This window comes from Pseudomonadota bacterium, assembly GCA_039815145.1.
In the GTDB taxonomy this organism is placed as follows: Bacteria; Pseudomonadota; Gammaproteobacteria; order Steroidobacterales; family JBCBZW01; genus JBCBZW01.
Map to the genome: position 1 here is coordinate 1 of JBCBZW010000024.1, position 18,699 is coordinate 18,699.

The 18,699-nt window shown below is 63.7% G+C and carries 20 protein-coding genes and 1 pseudogene; 10 read left to right on the forward strand and 11 right to left on the reverse strand.

The genetic code is table 11. The annotated features are described in order from the left end of the window. The 3 genes and pseudogenes from AAF184_08765 to AAF184_08775 form a co-directional block, all read left to right on the forward strand. The coding region (locus AAF184_08765; GenBank protein ID MEO0422411.1) for an RHS repeat-associated core domain-containing protein at positions 1-1,521 on the forward strand (1,521 nt) is incomplete at its 5' end. 10 nt (positions 1,522-1,531) lie between these two features. Beyond that, the gene (locus AAF184_08770; GenBank protein ID MEO0422412.1) at positions 1,532-1,960 is read left to right on the forward strand and encodes a hypothetical protein; all 429 of its coding nucleotides are present in this window, start codon (positions 1,532-1,534) and stop codon (positions 1,958-1,960) included. Between the two features lie 7 nt (positions 1,961-1,967). Further along, positions 1,968-2,588: pseudogene (locus AAF184_08775) on the forward strand (IS256 family transposase). A 546-nt stretch (positions 2,589-3,134) separates the two neighbouring features. On the opposite strand, the gene AAF184_08780 reads toward AAF184_08775, so the two are convergent. The 8 genes from AAF184_08780 to AAF184_08815 form a co-directional block, all read right to left on the reverse strand. Then, positions 3,135-3,620 carry a cupin domain-containing protein gene (locus tag AAF184_08780; protein ID MEO0422413.1) on the reverse strand — a complete coding sequence of 162 codons (486 nt, stop codon included), beginning with the start codon at positions 3,618-3,620 and terminating at the stop codon, positions 3,135-3,137. A gap of 3 nt (positions 3,621-3,623) precedes the next feature. Then, on the reverse strand, positions 3,624-4,250 hold the full coding sequence (locus AAF184_08785; protein MEO0422414.1) for a sigma-70 family RNA polymerase sigma factor: 627 nt from the start codon (positions 4,248-4,250) through the stop codon (positions 3,624-3,626). A gap of 139 nt (positions 4,251-4,389) precedes the next feature. Further along, a complete protein-coding gene (locus AAF184_08790) occupies positions 4,390-4,914 on the reverse strand; it encodes a hypothetical protein (GenBank protein ID MEO0422415.1) in 525 nt (174 codons plus the stop codon). A gap of 159 nt (positions 4,915-5,073) precedes the next feature. Next, positions 5,074-5,493 (reverse strand): response regulator, encoded by a 420-nt coding sequence (locus AAF184_08795; protein ID MEO0422416.1) that lies wholly within the window; start codon positions 5,491-5,493, stop codon positions 5,074-5,076. An 8-nt stretch (positions 5,494-5,501) separates the two neighbouring features. Continuing rightward, positions 5,502-6,959, reverse strand: a complete 1,458-nt coding sequence (locus AAF184_08800) for a HAMP domain-containing sensor histidine kinase (GenBank protein MEO0422417.1) — start codon at positions 6,957-6,959, stop codon at positions 5,502-5,504. A 20-nt stretch (positions 6,960-6,979) separates the two neighbouring features. After that, positions 6,980-8,479 (reverse strand): SpoVR family protein, encoded by a 1,500-nt coding sequence (locus tag AAF184_08805; protein ID MEO0422418.1) that lies wholly within the window; start codon positions 8,477-8,479, stop codon positions 6,980-6,982. Then, positions 8,476-9,738 carry a YeaH/YhbH family protein gene (locus tag AAF184_08810; protein ID MEO0422419.1) on the reverse strand — a complete coding sequence of 421 codons (1,263 nt, stop codon included), beginning with the start codon at positions 9,736-9,738 and terminating at the stop codon, positions 8,476-8,478. The genes AAF184_08805 and AAF184_08810 overlap by 4 nt, the downstream gene beginning before the upstream one ends. Positions 9,739-9,750: 12 nt before the next feature. Next, positions 9,751-11,673, reverse strand: coding sequence for a PrkA family serine protein kinase (locus AAF184_08815; protein MEO0422420.1), 1,923 nt, complete (start codon positions 11,671-11,673; stop codon positions 9,751-9,753). A gap of 463 nt (positions 11,674-12,136) precedes the next feature. Between AAF184_08815 and AAF184_08820 the strand changes: the two genes are divergently transcribed. The 6 genes from AAF184_08820 to AAF184_08845 all read left to right on the forward strand — a co-directional run bounded on the left by AAF184_08820 (position 12,137) and on the right by AAF184_08845 (position 15,950). Next, positions 12,137-12,580 (forward strand): hypothetical protein, encoded by a 444-nt coding sequence (locus AAF184_08820; GenBank protein MEO0422421.1) that lies wholly within the window; start codon positions 12,137-12,139, stop codon positions 12,578-12,580. Positions 12,581-12,648: 68 nt separating this feature from the next. Then, the gene (locus AAF184_08825) at positions 12,649-13,053 is read left to right on the forward strand and encodes a DUF4332 domain-containing protein (GenBank protein MEO0422422.1); all 405 of its coding nucleotides are present in this window, start codon (positions 12,649-12,651) and stop codon (positions 13,051-13,053) included. Positions 13,054-13,086: 33 nt separating this feature from the next. Continuing rightward, positions 13,087-13,353, forward strand: a complete 267-nt coding sequence (locus tag AAF184_08830) for a hypothetical protein (GenBank protein ID MEO0422423.1) — start codon at positions 13,087-13,089, stop codon at positions 13,351-13,353. Between the two features lie 106 nt (positions 13,354-13,459). Beyond that, positions 13,460-14,281 carry an alpha/beta hydrolase gene (locus AAF184_08835; protein MEO0422424.1) on the forward strand — a complete coding sequence of 274 codons (822 nt, stop codon included), beginning with the start codon at positions 13,460-13,462 and terminating at the stop codon, positions 14,279-14,281. Between the two features lie 72 nt (positions 14,282-14,353). Next, the gene (locus AAF184_08840) at positions 14,354-14,860 is read left to right on the forward strand and encodes a DUF2505 domain-containing protein (GenBank protein ID MEO0422425.1); all 507 of its coding nucleotides are present in this window, start codon (positions 14,354-14,356) and stop codon (positions 14,858-14,860) included. A 55-nt stretch (positions 14,861-14,915) separates the two neighbouring features. After that, on the forward strand, positions 14,916-15,950 hold the full coding sequence (locus AAF184_08845; protein MEO0422426.1) for a ParM/StbA family protein: 1,035 nt from the start codon (positions 14,916-14,918) through the stop codon (positions 15,948-15,950). An 11-nt stretch (positions 15,951-15,961) separates the two neighbouring features. On the opposite strand, the gene AAF184_08850 is transcribed toward AAF184_08845, so the two are convergent. Next, positions 15,962-16,108 (reverse strand): hypothetical protein, encoded by a 147-nt coding sequence (locus tag AAF184_08850; protein MEO0422427.1) that lies wholly within the window; start codon positions 16,106-16,108, stop codon positions 15,962-15,964. A 141-nt stretch (positions 16,109-16,249) separates the two neighbouring features. Here AAF184_08850 and AAF184_08855 point away from each other — a divergent pair, with 141 nt between their 5' ends. Next, positions 16,250-17,062, forward strand: coding sequence for a hypothetical protein (locus AAF184_08855; protein MEO0422428.1), 813 nt, complete (start codon positions 16,250-16,252; stop codon positions 17,060-17,062). A gap of 7 nt (positions 17,063-17,069) precedes the next feature. Here AAF184_08855 and AAF184_08860 read toward each other — a convergent pair whose 3' ends face one another. Beyond that, positions 17,070-17,465 (reverse strand): hypothetical protein, encoded by a 396-nt coding sequence (locus AAF184_08860; GenBank protein MEO0422429.1) that lies wholly within the window; start codon positions 17,463-17,465, stop codon positions 17,070-17,072. A 4-nt stretch (positions 17,466-17,469) separates the two neighbouring features. Continuing rightward, on the reverse strand, positions 17,470-18,678 hold the full coding sequence (locus AAF184_08865) for a BON domain-containing protein (protein ID MEO0422430.1): 1,209 nt from the start codon (positions 18,676-18,678) through the stop codon (positions 17,470-17,472). Between the last annotated feature and the right edge of the window lie 21 nt (positions 18,679-18,699).

The following is an 18,699-nucleotide window of genomic DNA, read 5'->3' on the forward strand; positions in this document are numbered from 1 at the left end:
CCTAGTCAGATCACCCGCGATGCAGACGTGACGACGTTCGGCTACAACGCCGATCTCGAGCCACTCCAGGTGACACAAGACGCTGCGGATGAGCCTGGCGTGTCAGGGCATTGGTACTACACCGACGGCCTGACGACCTACCTGTCCGACAGCGGCACACACGTCTACCGAATCCCGGTCGAAGGGGTGGTGATCGGTGCGGCTGACTCCGCCACCGGCGAGGTGACGTACTACCACTACGATTTACTGGGTAGCGTCGTCACGACGACGGATGCGGCGGGAAATCTAGATGCCGAAGTGCGCTTCGACGCGTTCGGCAAGCGGCGGCTTCTGAACGGCAACGCTGACGCGAACGATAGCCTGCTCTTCGGTCAGGAAGACGAAGATCTCCCCGGTTTCACGGGGCATCAGCAACGAGATCTTGCGGGGCTGGTGCAGATGAATGCACGTACGTACGACCCCGTAGTAGCGCGCTTCATGAGCGTGGATCCGTTGATGCGGGATGTGCTGGATAGTCGCTCGCACAATGCGTACTCGTACGTGGAGAACAGCCCGCTGACGTACACCGATCCTACGGGGTTGGCGTTGGATGGGGCTGGTGCTGGAGGTCCTCCAGTCAATATATCCGTTCTCTCGGGTAGCGAGACCACGTTCGCCCTCATTCAAGAGCTCGCGCTTGGAACGGAACGTCGAGTCGCTCTTGAGGAGTACTTTGTCGGTGTTGGGCGCGCTGACGAGATTCAGTTTGCTGCCGGACCTGCTAGCGCTGCTCTCGTTTCGGATCTTTACACGACTGAGACTGGCTTTTTCGATCGCCCGCTGGGGGTGCCGGGGCGAATCGGAGTGGCCGCGCTGGGTGGGGCAAGTGTGGTCGGAATAGGTCTCCTCCTGGCTAAAACGGGCGTTGTCACTGCATGCGTGTCGAGCGTTGTGTGCGCAGTTGGGGTGGTTACTGTGGCGAGCGGTGCCTTGGTCTACGATCTTACCCACGGTGGAGCAGAACGTATTCGGGATTCCTTCGTGGCATTCTTCACCAAGGAGACTGCCACCGTCGGGCAATCCCTAGAGGTCGGAGGGGTCACTTTCGGGGTATTGGGAGGTGGTCTTGCAGGGGGGCGTTTCGCCCTTCGCTTGCCACGAGGATCCGTGCGACGATTGGTAAGTGATCTGGGACTTCCCGTAGAAGCCCAGAGGGCGCTGTTGCGGGAGTCGCTAGGGAGCACGCCAGGCTCAGGACAGGTAGCGCATCACCTTGTGCCATTGGAGGCAATTAGTCGGTTTCCCGGGTTGCTTCAGAAGGCCGCCCAGGGAGGGTTTAACATCAACGGTGCGAACAACGGGATCTTACTCAACGCTGCGGAGCACGTTGGCGGGCACCCGATCTACAATCAAGTGGTATTGCAGGAGCTCGCCAGAATTCCCGCTGGACTAAGTGCTCGTCAGTCTGCGGTCCGTTTGCAGCAAACGGCGGATACACTTAGGCGGGCGATCCAGCGGGGCACGTTTGGTCCAATCGGTTAGGGGATGAGTTATGGATGATCGATGGAAGACATCCTGGGATGCCTTCGCGAGAGAAGTTGCGAGTAGATTCAATTCTGGGGAAGACGACGCCGGACTATCTAGTAGGTTCGGCGGAAAGACAGTCCGTTGGTTTGGGGTCATCGCGGAGATGCAGCTGTCAGCTCAGTACGCTCCCGGTATTTCCCTGAGAATGCCGAGCGTGCGGCTACCTGTCCGTGGGGATGTCACTTACATCGCCGAGCAAGTTTTCGTTGGAACAACTCCGGAGCTTAGTGACGCTTGGAGGGATACGGACGTCGGCGATGAAGTTGAGTTTGATTGTGAGATCGGTGCAGGAAATGAGCTATTTCCCGGGATTAGAGTATCCGTGTTCGAGGAGGAGAAGGAGTGTTTCCTTGAGCTGGCGCTAGAGCGTGCTAGGTTGCGCTGTGTGCGTTGACGTGTGCTTAGGCATGTGGATCGAGCAGACTGAAGGCGCGAAGTTCTGGATGCGCGTGATGACCGAACTGCGAGGCCGTGGTACCCAGGGTATTCTCATCGCCATCGTCGATGGGCTGAAAGGCTTTCCTGACGCCATCACGGGCGTGTTCCCTTAGACGGTTGTCCAGACCTGCATCGTGCATCTAATCCGCTACTCAATGCAGTTCGCTTCGTGGAAGGAGCGCAAGCAGGTCGCGGCAGCGCTGAGATCGGTCTACTCAGCCCCAAGCGCTGAGGCCGCCGCAGAGGCCCTGGGTACCTTCGAGCAAGGCGAATGGGGCCAGAAGTGCCCGGCCCTCGTTCAGAGCCTGGAGGCGGCGCTGGGAAGAAGTGATCCCTTCTTCGCCTTCTCCTCGGAGGTGCGCAAGATTGTCTACACCACGAACGCCATCGAGTCGCTCAACAGCAGCGTGAGAAAGGCGATCAGGAACCAGGGCCACTTCCCCAACGACACAGCGGCCACGAAGCTGATCTACCTCGCGCTCAAGCGCATCGAGTCGAAGTGGAAACGGGCACCGAAGGAGTGGCATCCTGCGAAAGCGCAGCTGGCAATCCAGTTCGGTGATCGATTTATCGTTGAGGAATGAGACTGAGGATCGGCTCAGACACAGAAATCCTTACACCGCCGGAGTGCTAGCGCTGATAGCTCAATGGGCAACCGCCGCTGCAGTGATTCTCTGCCTGCCTCGACCGGCAATCACTACCCCCGAGTGGGATGTGAGCTCAACCGTAGATCCCGTAGATCTCTCTCACCTGCGATGTGTCAACCGCCGGCTCTTCCGAAGGTCGCTCGAAGCTAGAAACGACTCCGTTCGAACAAAGAAACTTGGCTGGATACTCGGCACTACTCTTCGCGAGTGAGCATCCGCACGAAGCGCAGGCGGTATTCCGAAGGGCTTCCTCTAGCGGTGGGCCAAGATACGCTTCCCAAGCAACATCGACGGCGTAGATCTCTCCGCATTCGAGACACGAGAGCAATTCGTACCCGTAGTCACCTTCGGCGTAGGTGACGAATACCGACGTTTCGTCACAGTCTCCGCACCGAGGCACCGTGATCTCCCAGCATCGGATTTTCACCTTTTTCATGTTGGGACGACCTTCACGCCCCGGTGGTGGGGAATCAGAACGAACTCCTAACCCCCCAAGTAAGGCTGCGACCGCAACAACAACAACGCCCCACTAGGCGACATCACCACCGGATGATCCACCCCCCGCTTCCCCAGCAGGTAATCCCCAGCCACCAACAACTCCCCACCAATCTCCAGATCCCCCTCCAACACCAAACACTCCTCATCCATCTCATGCGCGTGCGCGTCCACCTCGGTACCAGGCTGCACCCGCCACAGGGTCGTCTCCGCCCCCGTATCCGCATCCTTGTGCAGCAGCTTGATCTCGATCCCGGGTGCGAAGTCCTGCCACTCGCCCTCTTCGCGGCGGACGATGAACAAATCCGGTGACTTGTTGATCTGCTCCATCAGGCGACGCTTGAAGGCCTGGCGGCGCTCCAGCGGCATCGGGTGTTGATTTACGGCGTCCAGCATCTCATCGAGGGGCGGTTGATCGTCGTGGGTCTCGGGTGTTGTTCGTGGGTCGTTGTTGCTGTGGTCGTTGTGGTTCATCGTTCAGGCCTCCGTGCGCGCGGGGTCATGGGTGGCCAGGTGCGAGCGCATCGCTCGCATGGCGCGACGGGAATGGGATTTCACGGTGCCGAGGGGCATGTCGAGGGTCTCGGCGATCTCCGTGTGGCTCAGATCTCTAAAGAAGCTCAGGCTCACCACCTCGCGTTGGGCGGGGGTGAGTTGGCGGATGGCCTCGGCCACGGCGCTCTGCTCGTCGAAGGCGTTGAGCAGGCGCTCAGGCGCGTCGTGCTCATCGGGCACCTCGGGGGGGGCGTCCATGAGGATCTGCCGTTCGCTCTCGCGGCGGCGTCGTCGGAGCAGGTCCAGCGCCCGGCAGCGGACCATTAACATCAACCAAGTCATAGGGTTAGCGCGGTCGGCATCGTAGCGATCGACGTTGCGCCACACCTGCAGGTAGGCCTCCATCATGGCCTCCTCGGCGTCCTCGACAACGGGCAGGATGGTGCGTGCCACGGCGTGGGCCCGGTCCACGGTGCGTTCGTAGAACTCGCCCATGGCCTTCTCGCTGCCGCTGGCGATGCCGGCGAGCAGGTCGTTCAGCGTGGCCACCGGGGTGGTGCTCGCGGCGCCGGAGGCGCTGCTCGGGGTCATGTCCGTTGCTGTATTCACGGTCCGCTCCGTCTGCGGGACACACTCGTATTGTGCGCTTCGTTGGATCCTGATGGGTATACGGAGCGGGCGAGCCCACCGGATGCACCGGCGGGCTCCTGGTGGCGGGAGGGGTGTGTGCCCGGGGAGTGGGTGCCCCCTAAGAGCGTTCGAGGCGCAGCAACTTGTCCCGATCGTAGGGGCTGAACATCACGATCCTCCAACCCTCCTCGGTGCGGTACAGCAGGTAGAGAGACGCGGTTTCGTAGGCGATCTCACCGCCCTCGGTGAAGCCGACGCCAACGTTGTTGGCGAGCACCTTGTTGTCGCTTAGCACCTGGAACTCGCGGCTCACCCACTCGAGGCGCTCGACGCCCTTACCCTCGAGCATGGTCACGAAGCCCTCGAAGCCGGCGGTGAAGGACTCGACGGTCTCGGGCACACGCGGCGTGCTCATGGGCGGCGATTGCAGGAATGGCATCAGCACCTGCTGGCTGAGTTCCTCGCGGAACTGGGTGCTGCGTTCGGGATGGCCGAAGCGACGGTTGTAGACGGCGAGGTAGCCGTCGAAGAACGCGTCGACTTCCTGCTTCGTCTTGGGGTCATCGATGTCTGCGGCTGCCGCGAGTGCGGTGCCGGTGAGTGCCAGGAGTAGGCTGGCGGCGAAGGTAGTCACAAGGTGCATGCAAAGCTCCGGGTAATCCGTCCTGGATGATAGGGAGCTGGCACTATCGGGCTCGGCCTCGGGAGCCGAGTCGTTCGTAGACCGGTGGCTGACTTCCGTCGACGACTGCGCCCTGCTGACCGGCGACCTGTGCCGCGCTCGCCCGTGGGCGCGAGCCTGCTAGGCGGCGGTGACGGCGGCCTCCAGCTCCTGGATGCTGTAGTCGCCCTTCATCAGGTAACCCCCCACGAAGTCGTAGGCCTTGGAGCGGAGCATGTCGCGTTGGTGCCCTGAGGTGGTGATCATCATCACGGTCGTGGCGCCGAGGTCGTGGCGGGTGCGCAGCTCGGTGAAGGCTTCGAGAAAGCCAAAGCCGTCGAGGAGCGGCATGTTGATGTCGAGGAAGATCTTGAGGGGCGGGAAGTCGTCGCCGAACTTACGCTTGTTCTCCTCGTACTGCTCGAAGAACACCACGGCGTCGGCGCCGTTCTTGGCCTCGTGGATGGCGAGGTCGACGGACGCCAGGCTCTCGAGTTCGCGCTTCAGCAGGTAGCGGTCGATCTGGTCGTCATCCACGATGAGCACGGGCACTTTGGTCATTTGGTCGTTCACCCCTGCAGGGCCTTGGGTAGGTTGAGCACGAAGCGCGCCCCGCTCTCCTTGGCGGGCGCCTCGTAACGGATCTCGCCGTGCATCCGATCGACATGCCGCTTCACGATGGCGAGCCCGAGGCCAGAGCCTGTGCCGACGGTCGGGTGGAAGCGCTTGAAGCGGGTAAAGAGCTTGGGTTGATGCTCGGCAGGCACGCCGAGACCGTTGTCCTCTACGACGATCTGCCAATCGCGGTCGCGTTCGGCGACGTCGACGTGTACCCACCGATCCGTCTTGCTCGCGTCGGCGTACTTATAGCTGTTGGACAACAAGTTGTTCAACACCTGGGCGAGGCGTATGCGTTGCGTTGTGATCTGGTCCGCAGGCGGGACGCTCGCAGTCATGCGCACACCGCTCTCGTCGGCGAGGGGGGTGAGCTCCTCGGCAATCTCATCGAGGAGTTCGCTGACGGCGAACCGGTCGCTGGGTGAATCGACCAGATCGGTCTTGGCCAGGGAGATGAGATCTTCCACCAGCGCTTCGAGCGAGGCCATCTGGTCGTCGATGGCCCGAAGGTTTTCCTGCGCCTCCTGGGTCTCTCCTCGCTTCAGATCATCGAGGATGAACTTGATCAGGCGTCGCGTGCGCGTGAGCGGAGCCTTGAGGTCGTGGGAGCTGCGATAAGCGAACTGCTCGAGCTCATCGTTTGCGTCTTGCAGGGCGGCGGTCTTGCTATGGATCAGCGCGCGCAGCCGCTCGTTGGTGTTGATGTTGAGGAGGTCCTGCTCCAGCCGTGCCTCGGCCACCCGGAGCAGTTCGCGCAGCTCCGTCGACAGCCGGCTGCCGAGTTCGCCGGCGGAGCGCTCACGGTGCGAGTCCGACTTCAGCAGGCCGATGGCCCGAGCGATGGAGCCGGAGATGGTGCGCGAGAGGTAGGTGATCAGCGCGATGTTGAACAGGGAGATGAACAGGATCAGGGGGATCAGCGTGCGCAGGGTGAACTGCACGGTGTTGGTCACGGGTTCTTCGAAGGCCGATGAGTTGGCGATGAACTCATCGCGCGCAAAGCGCAGGGCGCTCTCGAGCTCGGCCTGGGGCAGGGTGCCGGCCTCGTAGCGGTCGATGGCGGCCAGGGCGGCGTCTGCGTCCGCGATGTCCTTCTCGCAAAGCTCCAGCGCGCGAATCGTATCGATCAGACGCATGATGACGCGATCGAGGGCACCCGCCTTCTCGATGCAGGCGATGGGCTGTTCGCGGATCAGGTTGATGGTGGTGCGCAGGGCGTCGAGCGCCAGGCCGCCGTTGGGTGGCATATCGGCCAGCTGGTCGGAGAACTGGGCGTTGTACTTCAGGTGCAGGGAGTTGAGCTGGTGGTAGGTGGCGCCCTTGGCGATGCCAAGCGCGGCCCAGACGGTGACGCTGACTTCAGCGACGGTGAGCAGAACGATGATCAGGAGGCGTTGCGCAATGCTCATAGGCGGCAGGCGACGCCTCGTCAGATCTCGGCGATCGTCTCAGCCTTGCCGCTAGATCCCACCGTATCCACGCGCACGCGGAAGCCCCACAGGCGGCGTAGGTGACGGGTGACCTCCAGCGCAGCTTCCTTGTTGAGCGGCCGATCGTTGTACTGCTGGTGACGCACCGTGAGGCTGCGATCGCCCCGGTGGTTCACCTCATACACCTGTATGTTCGGCTCGCGGCTGTGCAGGTTGTAGTTGTCCGCCAGCGCCGTGCGTAAGCGTCGATAGCCCGCCTCGTCGTGGATGGCGGCGATCTCCAGGGTCTCCTCGCTCTCGTCGTCGAGCACGTCGAACAGGCGCAGCTCGCGCATCACCTTTGGGCTCAGGTACTGGGCGATGAAGCTCTCGTCCTTGAAGTTACGCATGGCGAAGTCGAGGGTGGGCAGCCAGTCGCTGCCGGCGATGTCCGGGAACCAGTAGCGGTCCTCGTCCGTCGGGTCTTCGCACATGCGCTTCAGGTCGGTGAAGATCGAGAAGCCGAGCGTGTAGGGGTTGAGACCTGAGTAGTGTTGGCTGTCGAAGCTCGGCTGGTAGACCACATTGGTGTGCGACTGCAGGAACTCGATCATGAAGCCGTCGCTGCAGTAACCCTCGTCGTAGAGGCGATTGAGCAGCGTGTAGTGCCAGAAGGTGGCCCAGCCTTCGTTCATCACCTGGGTTTGGCGCTGGGGATAGAAGTATTGCGCCACCTTGCGCACGATGCGCACCACCTCGCGCTGCCAGGGTTCCAGTAGCGGCGCGTTCTTCTCGATGAAGTAGAGCAGATTCTCCTGCGGCTCGGCGGGGAAGCGCTGGTGCTTCTGATCGTTCGCGGCGCTGCCCTGGTTGGCGTACTGGGGGATGGTGCGCCACAGCTCGTTCACCTGGCGCTGCAGGTAGTCTTCGCGATCACGTTGACGCGCGCGCTCCTCCTGCAGGGATAGCGGCGAGGGGCGCTTGTAGCGGTCGACGCCCTGGTTCATGAGGGCGTGGCAGGAGTCGAGGAGCAGCTCTACGGCTTCCTGGCCGTGGCGCTCCTCGCATTCGTGGATGAAGTTACGGGCGAACTCGAGGTAGTCGATGATCGCGTCCGCGTTGGTCCACGCGCGGAAGAGGTAGTTGCCCTTGAAGAAGGAGTTGTGGCCGTAGCACGCGTGGGCGATCACCAGCGCCTGCATGGGCAGCGTGTTCTCCTCCATGAGGTACGCGATGCAGGGGTTGGAGTTGATCACGATCTCGTAGGCGAGGCCCATGAAGCCGCGACGGTAGGCCTTCTCCACGTTCAGGAACTGCTTGCCGAAGCTCCAGTGGTGGTAGTTGATGGGCATGCCTACGGAGGAGTAGGCGTCCATCATCTGTTCGGCGGTGATGATCTCGAGCTGGTTGGGGTACGTATCGAGGCCGTACTCCGCCGCCAGCTCGGCGATCACGTGGTCGTACTTCTCGATGAGCGGGAAGGTCCAGTCGGAATCTTCCGAGATGATCCGATGGGTCATGAGCTGAGTTGACGGGCGAAGAGCTTGCGAAACACCGGGTAGATGTCGTTGGCGCCGTCGATCTGCTGCATGGCGAAGTTGGGATGTGCTTCCTTCACGATCTCATACTCCTGCCACAAGCGCTGATGACTTGCGGGGGTGATCTCGATGTAGGCGAAGTACTGCATCAGGGGCAGTAGCTCCTCGCTCAGGATGGCGCGGCAGCCGGGCGAGTCGTCGGGCCAGTTGTCGCCGTCGGAGGCCTGGGCGCAGTAGATGTTCCACGCGTTGGAGGGGTAGCGATCGCGAATGATGTCGCGCGTGAGGTTCAGGGCGCTGGAGACGACGGTGCCGCCGGTCTCGCGCGAGTGGAAGAACTCGTCCTCCTCCACCTCGATGGCCACCGTGTGGTGGCGGATGAACACCACGTCGATGCGCTCGTAGTTACGCTGCAGGAAGAGGTACAGGAGGATGAAGAACTGCTTGGCGAGGTCCTTGCGCTCCTGGGTCATGGAGCCGGACACGTCCATCAGGCAGAACATCACGGCCTGGGTGCTCGGCTGCGGCTGCTTGATGCGGTGGTTGTAGCGCAGGTCCACCGTGTCCAGGAAGGGGATGGCGCGCAGGCGCGTACGCAGGGAGCGCATCTCCTCTTCCAGCTCCTGGCCGCGGTCACCTTCCTTTTCGTCGTCGCTCAGGGCCTCGAACTCGGCTTCCAAGGTCTTTAGCTGGCCACGGAGCGGACCGCCCATGGCGATGCGCCGCGCGAGGGAGCCGCGCAGGGAGCGTACGACGTTGATGTTGGTGGGCATGCCGTCCAGCGTGTAGCCGGCACGCACAGTCTTGTAGTCGGGCAGGCGGGTGAGTTCTTTCTTGACCAGGTGGGGTAGCTCGAGATCTTCGAACATGAAGTCGAGGAACTCCTGGCGACTCAGCTCGAAGGCGAAGTCATCCTCGCCCTGGCCGTCCTTGCTCGCCTTGCCGCCGCGACCGCCCTTGCCGCCCTTCGGCCGCTGCACGCGATCACCGGTGATGAACTCCTTGTTGCCCGGGTGCACCATATCGCGACGGCCGCCGTCGCCGATCGTGAACTGCGGCTCGGAGATGTCGCGGGCGGGAATGGTGACCTTCTCGCCCTTGTTGATCTCCGTGATGCTGCGACCGGAGGCCGCGTCGTTCACGGCCTTCTTCAGCTGATGCTTGAAGCGCTGCAGGAAGCGCTGGCGATTGACGATGCTCTTCTTCTTCGCATCGGCCCGCCTGTCGACGATCAGTGACACTAAAGCGCTTCCCTAGCTGGTCTTTCGAACGCGCAGATACCACTCGCTGAGCAGACGCACTTGCTTCGGCGTGTAGCCCTTCTCGACCATGCGGTCCACGAAGTCCTGGTGCTTCTTCTGATCCTCGTCCGACGCCTTGGCGTTGAAGGAGATCACCGGCAGGAGGTCTTCGGTCTTCGAGAACATCTTCTTCTCGATGACGATGCGCAGCTTCTCGTAGCTGGTCCACTTCGGGTTCTTGCCCGAGTGCTTGGCGCGAGCGCGCAGCACGAAGTTGACCACCTCGTTGCGGAAGTCTTTGGGATTTGAGATGCCAGCGGGCTTCTCGATCTTCTCCAGCTCCTCGTTGAGGGCGGCGCGATCGAGCAGCTCACCGGTGTCCGGATCGCGGTAGTGCTGGTCCTGCAGCCAGAAGTCGGCGTAGGTCACGTAGCGATCGAAGAGGTTCTGGCCGTACTCGGCGTAGGACTCGAGGTAGGCCTTCTGCAGTTCCTCGCCGATGAACTTGGCGTAGTTCGGCTGCAGGTAGTTCTTGATGAAGCCGAGGTAGCGCTCCTCCACTTCGGGCGGAAACTGCTCGCGCAGGATCTGCTGCTCCAGCACGTAGAGCAGGTGCACGGGGTTAGCCGCCACCTCGCTGTGATCGAAGTTGAACACGCGGGAGAGGATCTTGAAGGCGAAGCGGGTGGACAGCCCGGCCATGCCTTCGTCGACGCCGGCGTAGTCCTGGTACTCGCGGATGGACTTGGCCTTGGGGTCGGTGTCCTTCAGGTTCTCGCCGTCGTACACGCGCATCTTGGAGAAGACACTCGAGTTTTCGGGCTCTTTCACCCGCGACAGCACGGAGAACTGCGACAGCATCTCCAGCGTGTCCGGCGCGCAGGGCGCTTCGCTGAGGCTGCTGCCCTCGAGCAGCTTGTTGTAGATCTTCACCTCGTCGGACACGCGCAGGCAGTACGGCACCTTCACGATGTACACGCGATCGAGGAACGCCTCGTTGTTGCGGTTGGACTTGAAGGCCTGCCACTCCGATTCGTTGGAGTGGGCGAGGATCAACCCCTCGAAGGGGATCGCACCCATGCCTTCGGTGCCGTTGTAGTTGCCCTCCTGCGTGGCGGTGAGCAGGGGGTGAAGCACCTTGATAGGTGCCTTGAACATCTCGACGAACTCCATCACGCCTTGGTTGGCGAGGCAGAGGCCGCCGGAGAAGCTGTAGGCATCCGGGTCGTGTTGGGCGAAGTTCTCGAGCTTGCGGATGTCGACCTTGCCGACCAGCGAAGAGATATCTTGATTGTTCTCATCGCCCGGTTCGGTCTTGGCAACGCCGATCTGTGCCAGGCGCGAGGGGTAGCGCTTCACCACGCGGAAGCGGGTGACGTCGCCATTGAACTCCTGTAAGCGCTTCACGGCCCAGGGCGACATGATGGTGTTGAGGTAACGACGCGGGATGCCGTAATCCTCTTCCAGGATGTCGGCGTCTTCGGTCGGGTCGAACAGCCCGAGCGGCGACTCGTTTACCGGTGAGCCCTCCAGCGCGTAGATGGGCATGTGTTCGATCAGTTGTTTGAGCTTCTCGGCGAGGGACGACTTGCCGCCGCCCACGGGGCCCAAGAGGTAGAGAATCTGCTTGCGTTCTTCGAGGCCTTGGGCGGCGTGCTTGAGGTAAGAGACGATCTGTTCGATGGTCTCCTCCATGCCGAAGAAGTCCTGAAACGCCGGGTAGACGCGCAGCATCTTGTTTTGGAAGATGCGTGATAGGCGTGGATCATCACGCGTATCGACCGTCTCCGGCTCACCGATCGCCATCAACAGGCGCTCGGCGGCGTTGGCGTAGGTGGCGGGTTCCTGCTTACACAGTTGGAGGTAATCCTGGAGGCTGATCACCTCCTCCTCCGTGCCCTTGTACCGCTGCTGATGCCGCTCGAAAATGTCCATCAGGACCTTACCTCTCTAGCACGAAGACGTGACTCGCCGGTTCGATCGTTGGGCAGCTGGCTCATTAAGCGCGCTCGCGAACCGATCGATGCGGGTACATGGGTTTTTGAAGGCGAGGGTGAAACGAAGCGCCGCTCCTAAGGTCGCCCTTATGGCTGAGACGCCTTCCAGGTAAACCTAGTTCCATGGTTGGCGCTCGAACGTCACCTTGGATAACACTCTTGATGCTACACATCGCCGCGGGTGTCAAGGCGATGTAGAAGCGCGCACAAGCCGTGTCGTCGTGAGGTGACCGACGCTTTCGACCGTACGCCGCGGGGGCCTTGGGCGCTGTGACACGAATCACGTATGTCACACCGATATGTTGCATGGCTGGACGGCCCGCCGAGCGGACTCCGACGGCACCGCAAGCAGCGCGCTACACTGGCAGTCGAAGGAAGCAGGCGTCGGTTGTGGAGGCACCGTGAGCGAGTCAGACCCGATCAGGATTTGTGTCAGTCATACCTGGTCAGAACACGATGACTATCACCGATTCTTCGAGTACATCGGTGAGGTAGACAGTTTCTTCTACAGCAACCTGAGCAAGCCGCTGGCCGAACCGCCGACGTCGCGACTCGATGTCGAGCAGCGCCTCGGCACGCAGATCGAGGCGGCCGAGATATTGATCGTGCTGGTGCCCGTGTGGGAGGAGAACGCACCGCTGATCGAGTTGCAGATCGCGTTGGCGCGGCGCCACCGTCGACCGATCATCGCGTTGCGCGCTTCCGGGGCGCAAACGTTCCCAAAAGCCCTCGAAACACTTGTTGACGATGTCGTGATTTGGAATGAACGCCTGATTGTAGACGCAATCTTGCGCCATGCCCGCGGCGATCATACGAATCGATTCGAAGTACTGGATTTCCCTTGATAGTCTTGGCGTTGGCAGACCTGATCGAAGGTTCTGCCGCCTAGGAAACAACAATACGGGGGAAAAGCATGACCAAGCTTACCGAGATCGAGGGGATTGGCGCGACGTACGCGGAGAAACTGTCCGCAGACGGCATCAGCACCATCGAGAAGCTGCTCGAGGCGGGCTGCACCAAGGCCGGTCGCAAGAAGATCTCCACCCAGTGCGACATCAGCGAGAAGCTCGTGCTGAAGTGGGTCAACCGTGCCGACCTGGCGCGCGTGAAGGGCATCGGCGAGGAGTACGCGGATCTGCTCGAGCTGGCCGGCGTCGACACCGTGCCGGAGCTGGCACAGCGCAACGCGGCCAACCTGCACGCCAAGATGGCCGAAGTGAACGAAGAGAAGAAGGCTGTTCGCCAGCTGCCCAGCGCCGACACGGTGGCGGGCTGGATCGATCAGGCCAAAGATCTGCCGCGCGTTGTCACGCACTAGCAGTTCGCGACAAGACCGGCGGCATCGCACACGATGAAGTTCTCTCTGTTTCTCATCGCGGCAGGGTGTTCCGCCCTCGCCGCGGCGTGCTTCCTGATCTTCCAGGTGGAACAGGGGGCGACCACCAATGCCGTGGGCCAGTACGTGTTGGCGGGCTTGCTCGCCTTCGCTCTGCCGCTGGTGACGGTGCTCGTGATGCGTTTGCTCACACCGGCCAGGAGCTACCTGGCCGGTGCGCTGGCATGGATCGCCGTGGCCGCCGGCACGGGCGGTCTGTTCGGCATTCTCCTGCTGCGCTAGGCGCAGTCGCCGCAACTCGGTGCAGCCAAGGGAGCTTCGCCTAGCCACGCCTGGCCTCTACTTGGCTGGGCGCTTGTGGTCGCCGCCGGCGCCGGCGGCGGATGCTGTGCCAGTGCTCGCTGTGCACGGGTTCCAAGACAACGCGGCGAGCTTCGATCGCCTCGCCCCTGCCTGGCTCGCCCGTGGCGAGTGCGCCTGCAGTGAGCTGTTCGCGCTGGATCTCGCGGGTCACGGCAGATCCGGCTGGCGGGCGCCGGGCGCCGGGTACTTCATCATGGATTACGTGGCCGACGTGCTCGCCGCTGCCGACGCGCTCAGCTGGTCGCGTTTCGTGATCCTCGGCCACTCGCTGGGTGCGGGCATCGCCACGTTGCTGGGCGGTGCGCGGCCGGAGCGTCTTCTCGGCGCGCTGCTCATCGACGGCCTCGGCCCCGTCTCGATGGCGCCGGGGAAGGGGCCATCGCTCGCGGCCACAGCCTTGGCCGAGCGCTCGCGCGCCCCCTCGCGTGCGCGGGAGATGCGCGACCTCGAGGAAGCGTCCGCCGTTCGGGCCAGCTCGCGGATCCGGATCGACCGCGACGCCGCGAGAATGCTCTGTGCCCGCGGCACGCAGGCCACCGCCGAGGGCAAGGTGACCTGGCGCGCAGACCCGCGCTTGAGTCGCCCCTCCCTGAGTCGTCTGACCGAGGACACGGTGCTGGCCTTCTTGCGAGCGATGGCCGTGCCTACGCTGCTGTTCGAAGCCGATCAGGGGGTGTTGCACAGCTTGCCGGCAGGGCGCTATGCGGCACGCCTCGAGGCCCATCCCGCGCTTACGCGGGAGGCGTTGCCAGGTCATCACCACCTGCACATGGCGTCTGCGGCGGCGCCGATCGCCGATCGATCAGACGCGTTCTTGCGTACCCATTTGCCGCCTGGCTCGCGGTAAGCTTCGCGCTCACGCCATTCATTCATCCTGGCAGCCCGCCTCGGCTGAGCGCTGCCCCACCGGAGCCTCTGCATGGAAGTCAGCGCTGTCCATCCCTACTCCTATCCGCTCGATCAGGTGATCGCGCAGTTCATGAGCGCCGACTTCTACCGCGCCAAGTTCACCGCCGTGGGGGCGCGCAACATCGAATTGCTCGACGAGCAGCGCGGGGAGGATAGCTACGTCATCGTCACCGAGCGCGAAGTGCCTCTGGAGGGCGTGCCCGGTGTGCTAAAGAACTTTCTCGGTGCCTGGAACAAGATCCACCAGAGCGAGCGTTGGGAGCGTGCGGGCGATGAGTACTTCAACGAACTGAAGATCACGGCGGCCGGCGTGCCCGTGGATCTGACCGGCAGCATGATGTTGCGGCCGGACGGCACCACCTGCGTCAACGAAGTGCACATGGAGGTGACCTGCGCCGTGCCGCTGGTGGGCGGCAAGCTGATGGAATTCGTCGCTGAGAACACCTCGCGCGGCCTCGCCGACGAGCACCGCGTCATCAGCGAGTACCTGTCGCAACACCTGCCCTCGTCTTCTTGAACGATCGAAACGTGCAGTCGATCGCCGCTGCTTCCTGCCTGCAATCGGTGCCTCGATGGAAATAGTCGGATTGGACTTGGGGTGCGGGTACACCAAGGCGGTGTCCGGAACGCGGTCGGACGTGTTCAAGTCGGTGATCGGCACCGCCAGCGAGCGACCCCTCAGCGACGATCTGGCGCTGACCGACGCGAGCGACCGCCATCGCGAGTTCGCCTTGGCGGACAGCGGCAAGCGCTACTACCTCGGCGACCTCGCCGAGCGCGAGTGCGACAGCCCCAAAGCCACCCTGGAGGCGGGGGAGTTCTTCGACGAGTTCGCCCCGTCCCTGGCGCCGGCCAGCCTGGCCTGGTTGCTCGGCCGCGACGTGGAGGAGCTCGGCGTGGTCGTGGGCCTGCCGATGGCGCAGTTCGCTGACCACCGCGAACGCCTGACGGATATGCTCACCGGTCAACACCAGGTGGACCTCTACGAGCGCGGCGGCGGGAGCAAACGGGTCAAGGTTACGGTGAGCGAGGTGTGCGTGCTACCGCAGCCGTTGGGGTCGGCGCTGCACCTGATGCTGGGCGATGACGGCCAGGTGGTCGAGCAGGAGATTTTCGACAAGAAGATCGGGGTGATCGACGTCGGGCTGCACGCTACCGGCTTCGCGGTCGCGCACCGCGGTGACTATTCCCGTCGCGCGAGCGCTACGGCACCGAACGGCCTCGCGCGAGCCTATCGCGTCATCGCCGACCGGCTGCAAGAGGCGAGCGGGGTGGCGGTCGATCTGCATCGCCTGTCCGCCGTGCTGCAGGCGGGCAGTATCCGCATCCACGGCACTCGTTACGACCTGCGCCGGATCGCCGAGCAAGCCTACGAGGATCTGGCCATCGTCATCGCCAAGTACGCTGAGAAGCACTGGCGCGACGAGTGGGATCTGGACGTGATGCTGCTAACGGGCGGCGGCGGGCCTTTGCTGGCCCCGTGGCTGGCGCCTGCTTTGCGGGGAGAGGTGGTGTTGGCGGACGAGGGCACCGATCCGCGTCTGGCGAACGCCTGGGGGTTCGCCAAATACGGCCGGCGCCTCTGGTCGCTGTCACCGTCGGCTTGAGTCCTCGGGTGTTACGTTTTCGAGCGCGAGCGTAGGGATGAGATCAGCTCGCTCAGCAGGTAGAGCGTGAAGTAGGCCGGCACGCGACGCTGTCGTTCCGGAGTGGGCGTAACGCCCTTGGGCGCCTCGGCAGATGCCTCGTCGTCGATGCGTTCCATAATCCTTGGGCACCTTTTGCTGCGATCGGTATCTACACAGAGAGCAAGCTGCGTGCCACGCTATCAAGGGACGATGATTCAGTGACATGCGCCTGAAGGCACGAGTGCTGGCCGCGAGGCTGTAAAGAAGGTCGACGACCAATGCTGTATCGCACCAAGACCATCGTAGGCTGCCTCCTCGGGCTGAGCCTGTTGGCTGCCAGCGTCGCGGCTACGGGGCAAAGCGTGGACGCCTGGAGCAGTTCGGCGGACGCCAAGGGCCGCACGCTCGTGCGTACCCGCTCGGTCAGTGGCATCGAATCGGTCGACGTGCACGCGGGCACGGGCGTGGTGGCCTTGCAGGGCGCTGCCGAGCAGGCGGAGTTGCTGGTGTCCGTACGCCTCACGGAAAACGAGGAGGCGCTGCAGCCCGGCGCCGTGGAAACGGGGCGGGCGCAGGCCAGTGCCGCGATCGCCGCCGCGAGCCTGGAGGTCGACAACCGCGGCAGCTGGCTCTTCCTGGAAGTGCGTTACCCCCCTGGAACAGATCCTGCCCTCGTGCGCGAGCAATGGACCGTGACCTTGCCGCCGGGCATCGACGCCGAGGTGGAGATGGCGGCCGGTCGCCTGTTCGCCCGAGATGTGGATGGACGCCTCGACCTGCACCTGGGGGTGGGCACCATCAAGGCATCAACCCGTGGCCCGGGCATCGATGCCGAAGTCTCCTACGGCGATGCCTCGATCGACGTCTTCACGGCGTCCCCCGGGCGTCTCTCGGCGATGACCGGGACGGGCAACGCCCGGGTCACCCTCGACGGGGTCGCCCTGCCCATGCGTCGCCCCCTTCCGGGCGCGGTGGTGGTGGGCAACGCCGGCGGGCAGAACGACTACATCGTGCGGTCCGAGGTGGGGAGCGTGGAGCTCAGCGTGCGCCGTCTGACGCCCGAGGGCGAGGAAGTGCCACTGGAGGAGTGAGCGGGCCTCAGCCGGGCTTGCGCTGGGGTGCAGCCCGCGGCGCGCTCGCGTCCTGCCCCGGCGATGCCACCGGTGCGGTGGGCGCGGCACTTGCCTTGGGACTTTCGGGGGGACGCTCCTCGCCGAGCACGCGGCGTAGTTGGGCGATCTCCTTGTCTCGTTGCTCCACCTGAGCCTGCAAGCGTACCAGCTGGTGCCTCAGCTGCTGCTGCGCGCGAGGATGGGCATTGTCGCCGGGCGTGGCGCCGCGGCCTCTCAGGTCTCTTGCCTGGCGATGTAGTCGACGTTGCATCGAGGAGAGTTCTGCCCGCGCGTGGTAGCCGCGCACCAGCCAGCCGGCGAGGGCGCCGAGGGCGGCCGTCAGCATCAGGCAGACCAGCACTTGGCCGATGATGTACAACACGAAGCTAATTCTCCTGCTCGGTCTGTTGGAACACGAGCTGCAGCCTCACCGGGTCGCGCTGGCCCGCGACGCGAGCGACGGCCACCAGCTCGGCGCCGAGCCCTGCCTCGATGAGGTAGGCGCGCACGTCGTCGGCGAAGGTGGCAAAGCCCCGGGCCGCGACGTCGGGCGCGGCGACGACCAGTCCTGCGCCGCAGCTTTGCACGAGCGCGCGGACCTGGTCTAGCGTCAGGCGGGCACGACGATCGAGGCCCGAGAAATCGCCGTCGGGCCGAAGCTCGCCGCCATCGATCATCAGTCCCAAGGCGCTGCGGCAGCCGTCCTGATCGACGCGACCGTCGCGAAAGATCGGGACCAGGTTCACCCGCAGGGCGAACTGGGCGGGCGCACGCTGGCGCAGCGACTCGCGCACGGCGCTGAGCGTGGTGCTGTCGGCGGCAGCGCCCGTCAGGGTCAGCGATGCGCGGCCTTCTCGGTCGCGGCGAAGCGTCGCGTTGGCCACGTCGAGCAGGGCGATGGTGGAGATCGCCGCCGCTGCCGCCTGGCGCCATTGTTCGCTGGCGCGCGGGGTGAGTTCCAGCTCCGTGGTCACCGCCTCGGCGGTGAAGCGGCGCTCCGCGTCGTGCACCAGGGCCGTGGTAGTCTGCGCGTCACCCACTTCCCCCACCAGGCGGAGTTCCGAGCCATCGAACACGATCCACAGGCTGCGCGGCAGTCCTGGCGCCGCCGTGGCGCCCATCTCTTGCGAGGCGGCAGCGATCTGATCGGGCGGCACGGCCACCACCAGGTGGTCGTGCACGCGGGTGACCGCGGTGAGCTCACCGACCGCTTCGCGAATCCGCGCCTGATCGAGGTCGCTCGGCGCGATACCGAACAGCAGCACCTCGCGTCCGAGCACGTCGGCTTGTACCCACGTGTCGGCGAGCTCGCGGGCGAGCACGCGGTCGACGCGGGCGGTGACGTCCCGCTCGATCACCGGCACGGCGCGCAGGCTGCACCAGAGCGAGAACATGGCGAGCAGCCCCGCGCTGGCGAGGGTGATCGCGTTGCGTTCGAGCCGTTGCTGTTCGTCGAGATCGCCGGGCTTGCGTTCGATCGCGCTCAGCATTCGCGCGTGCAGGCCCCTGGCGGCATTCATCGCCCGATCCGCCTGTTGGCTCAGGTGGGGGCGAAGGCCACGGGAGATCGCTCGCAGGCGAGGCGAATCAGTCATCGGCGTTGCGCCGTTGTCGCG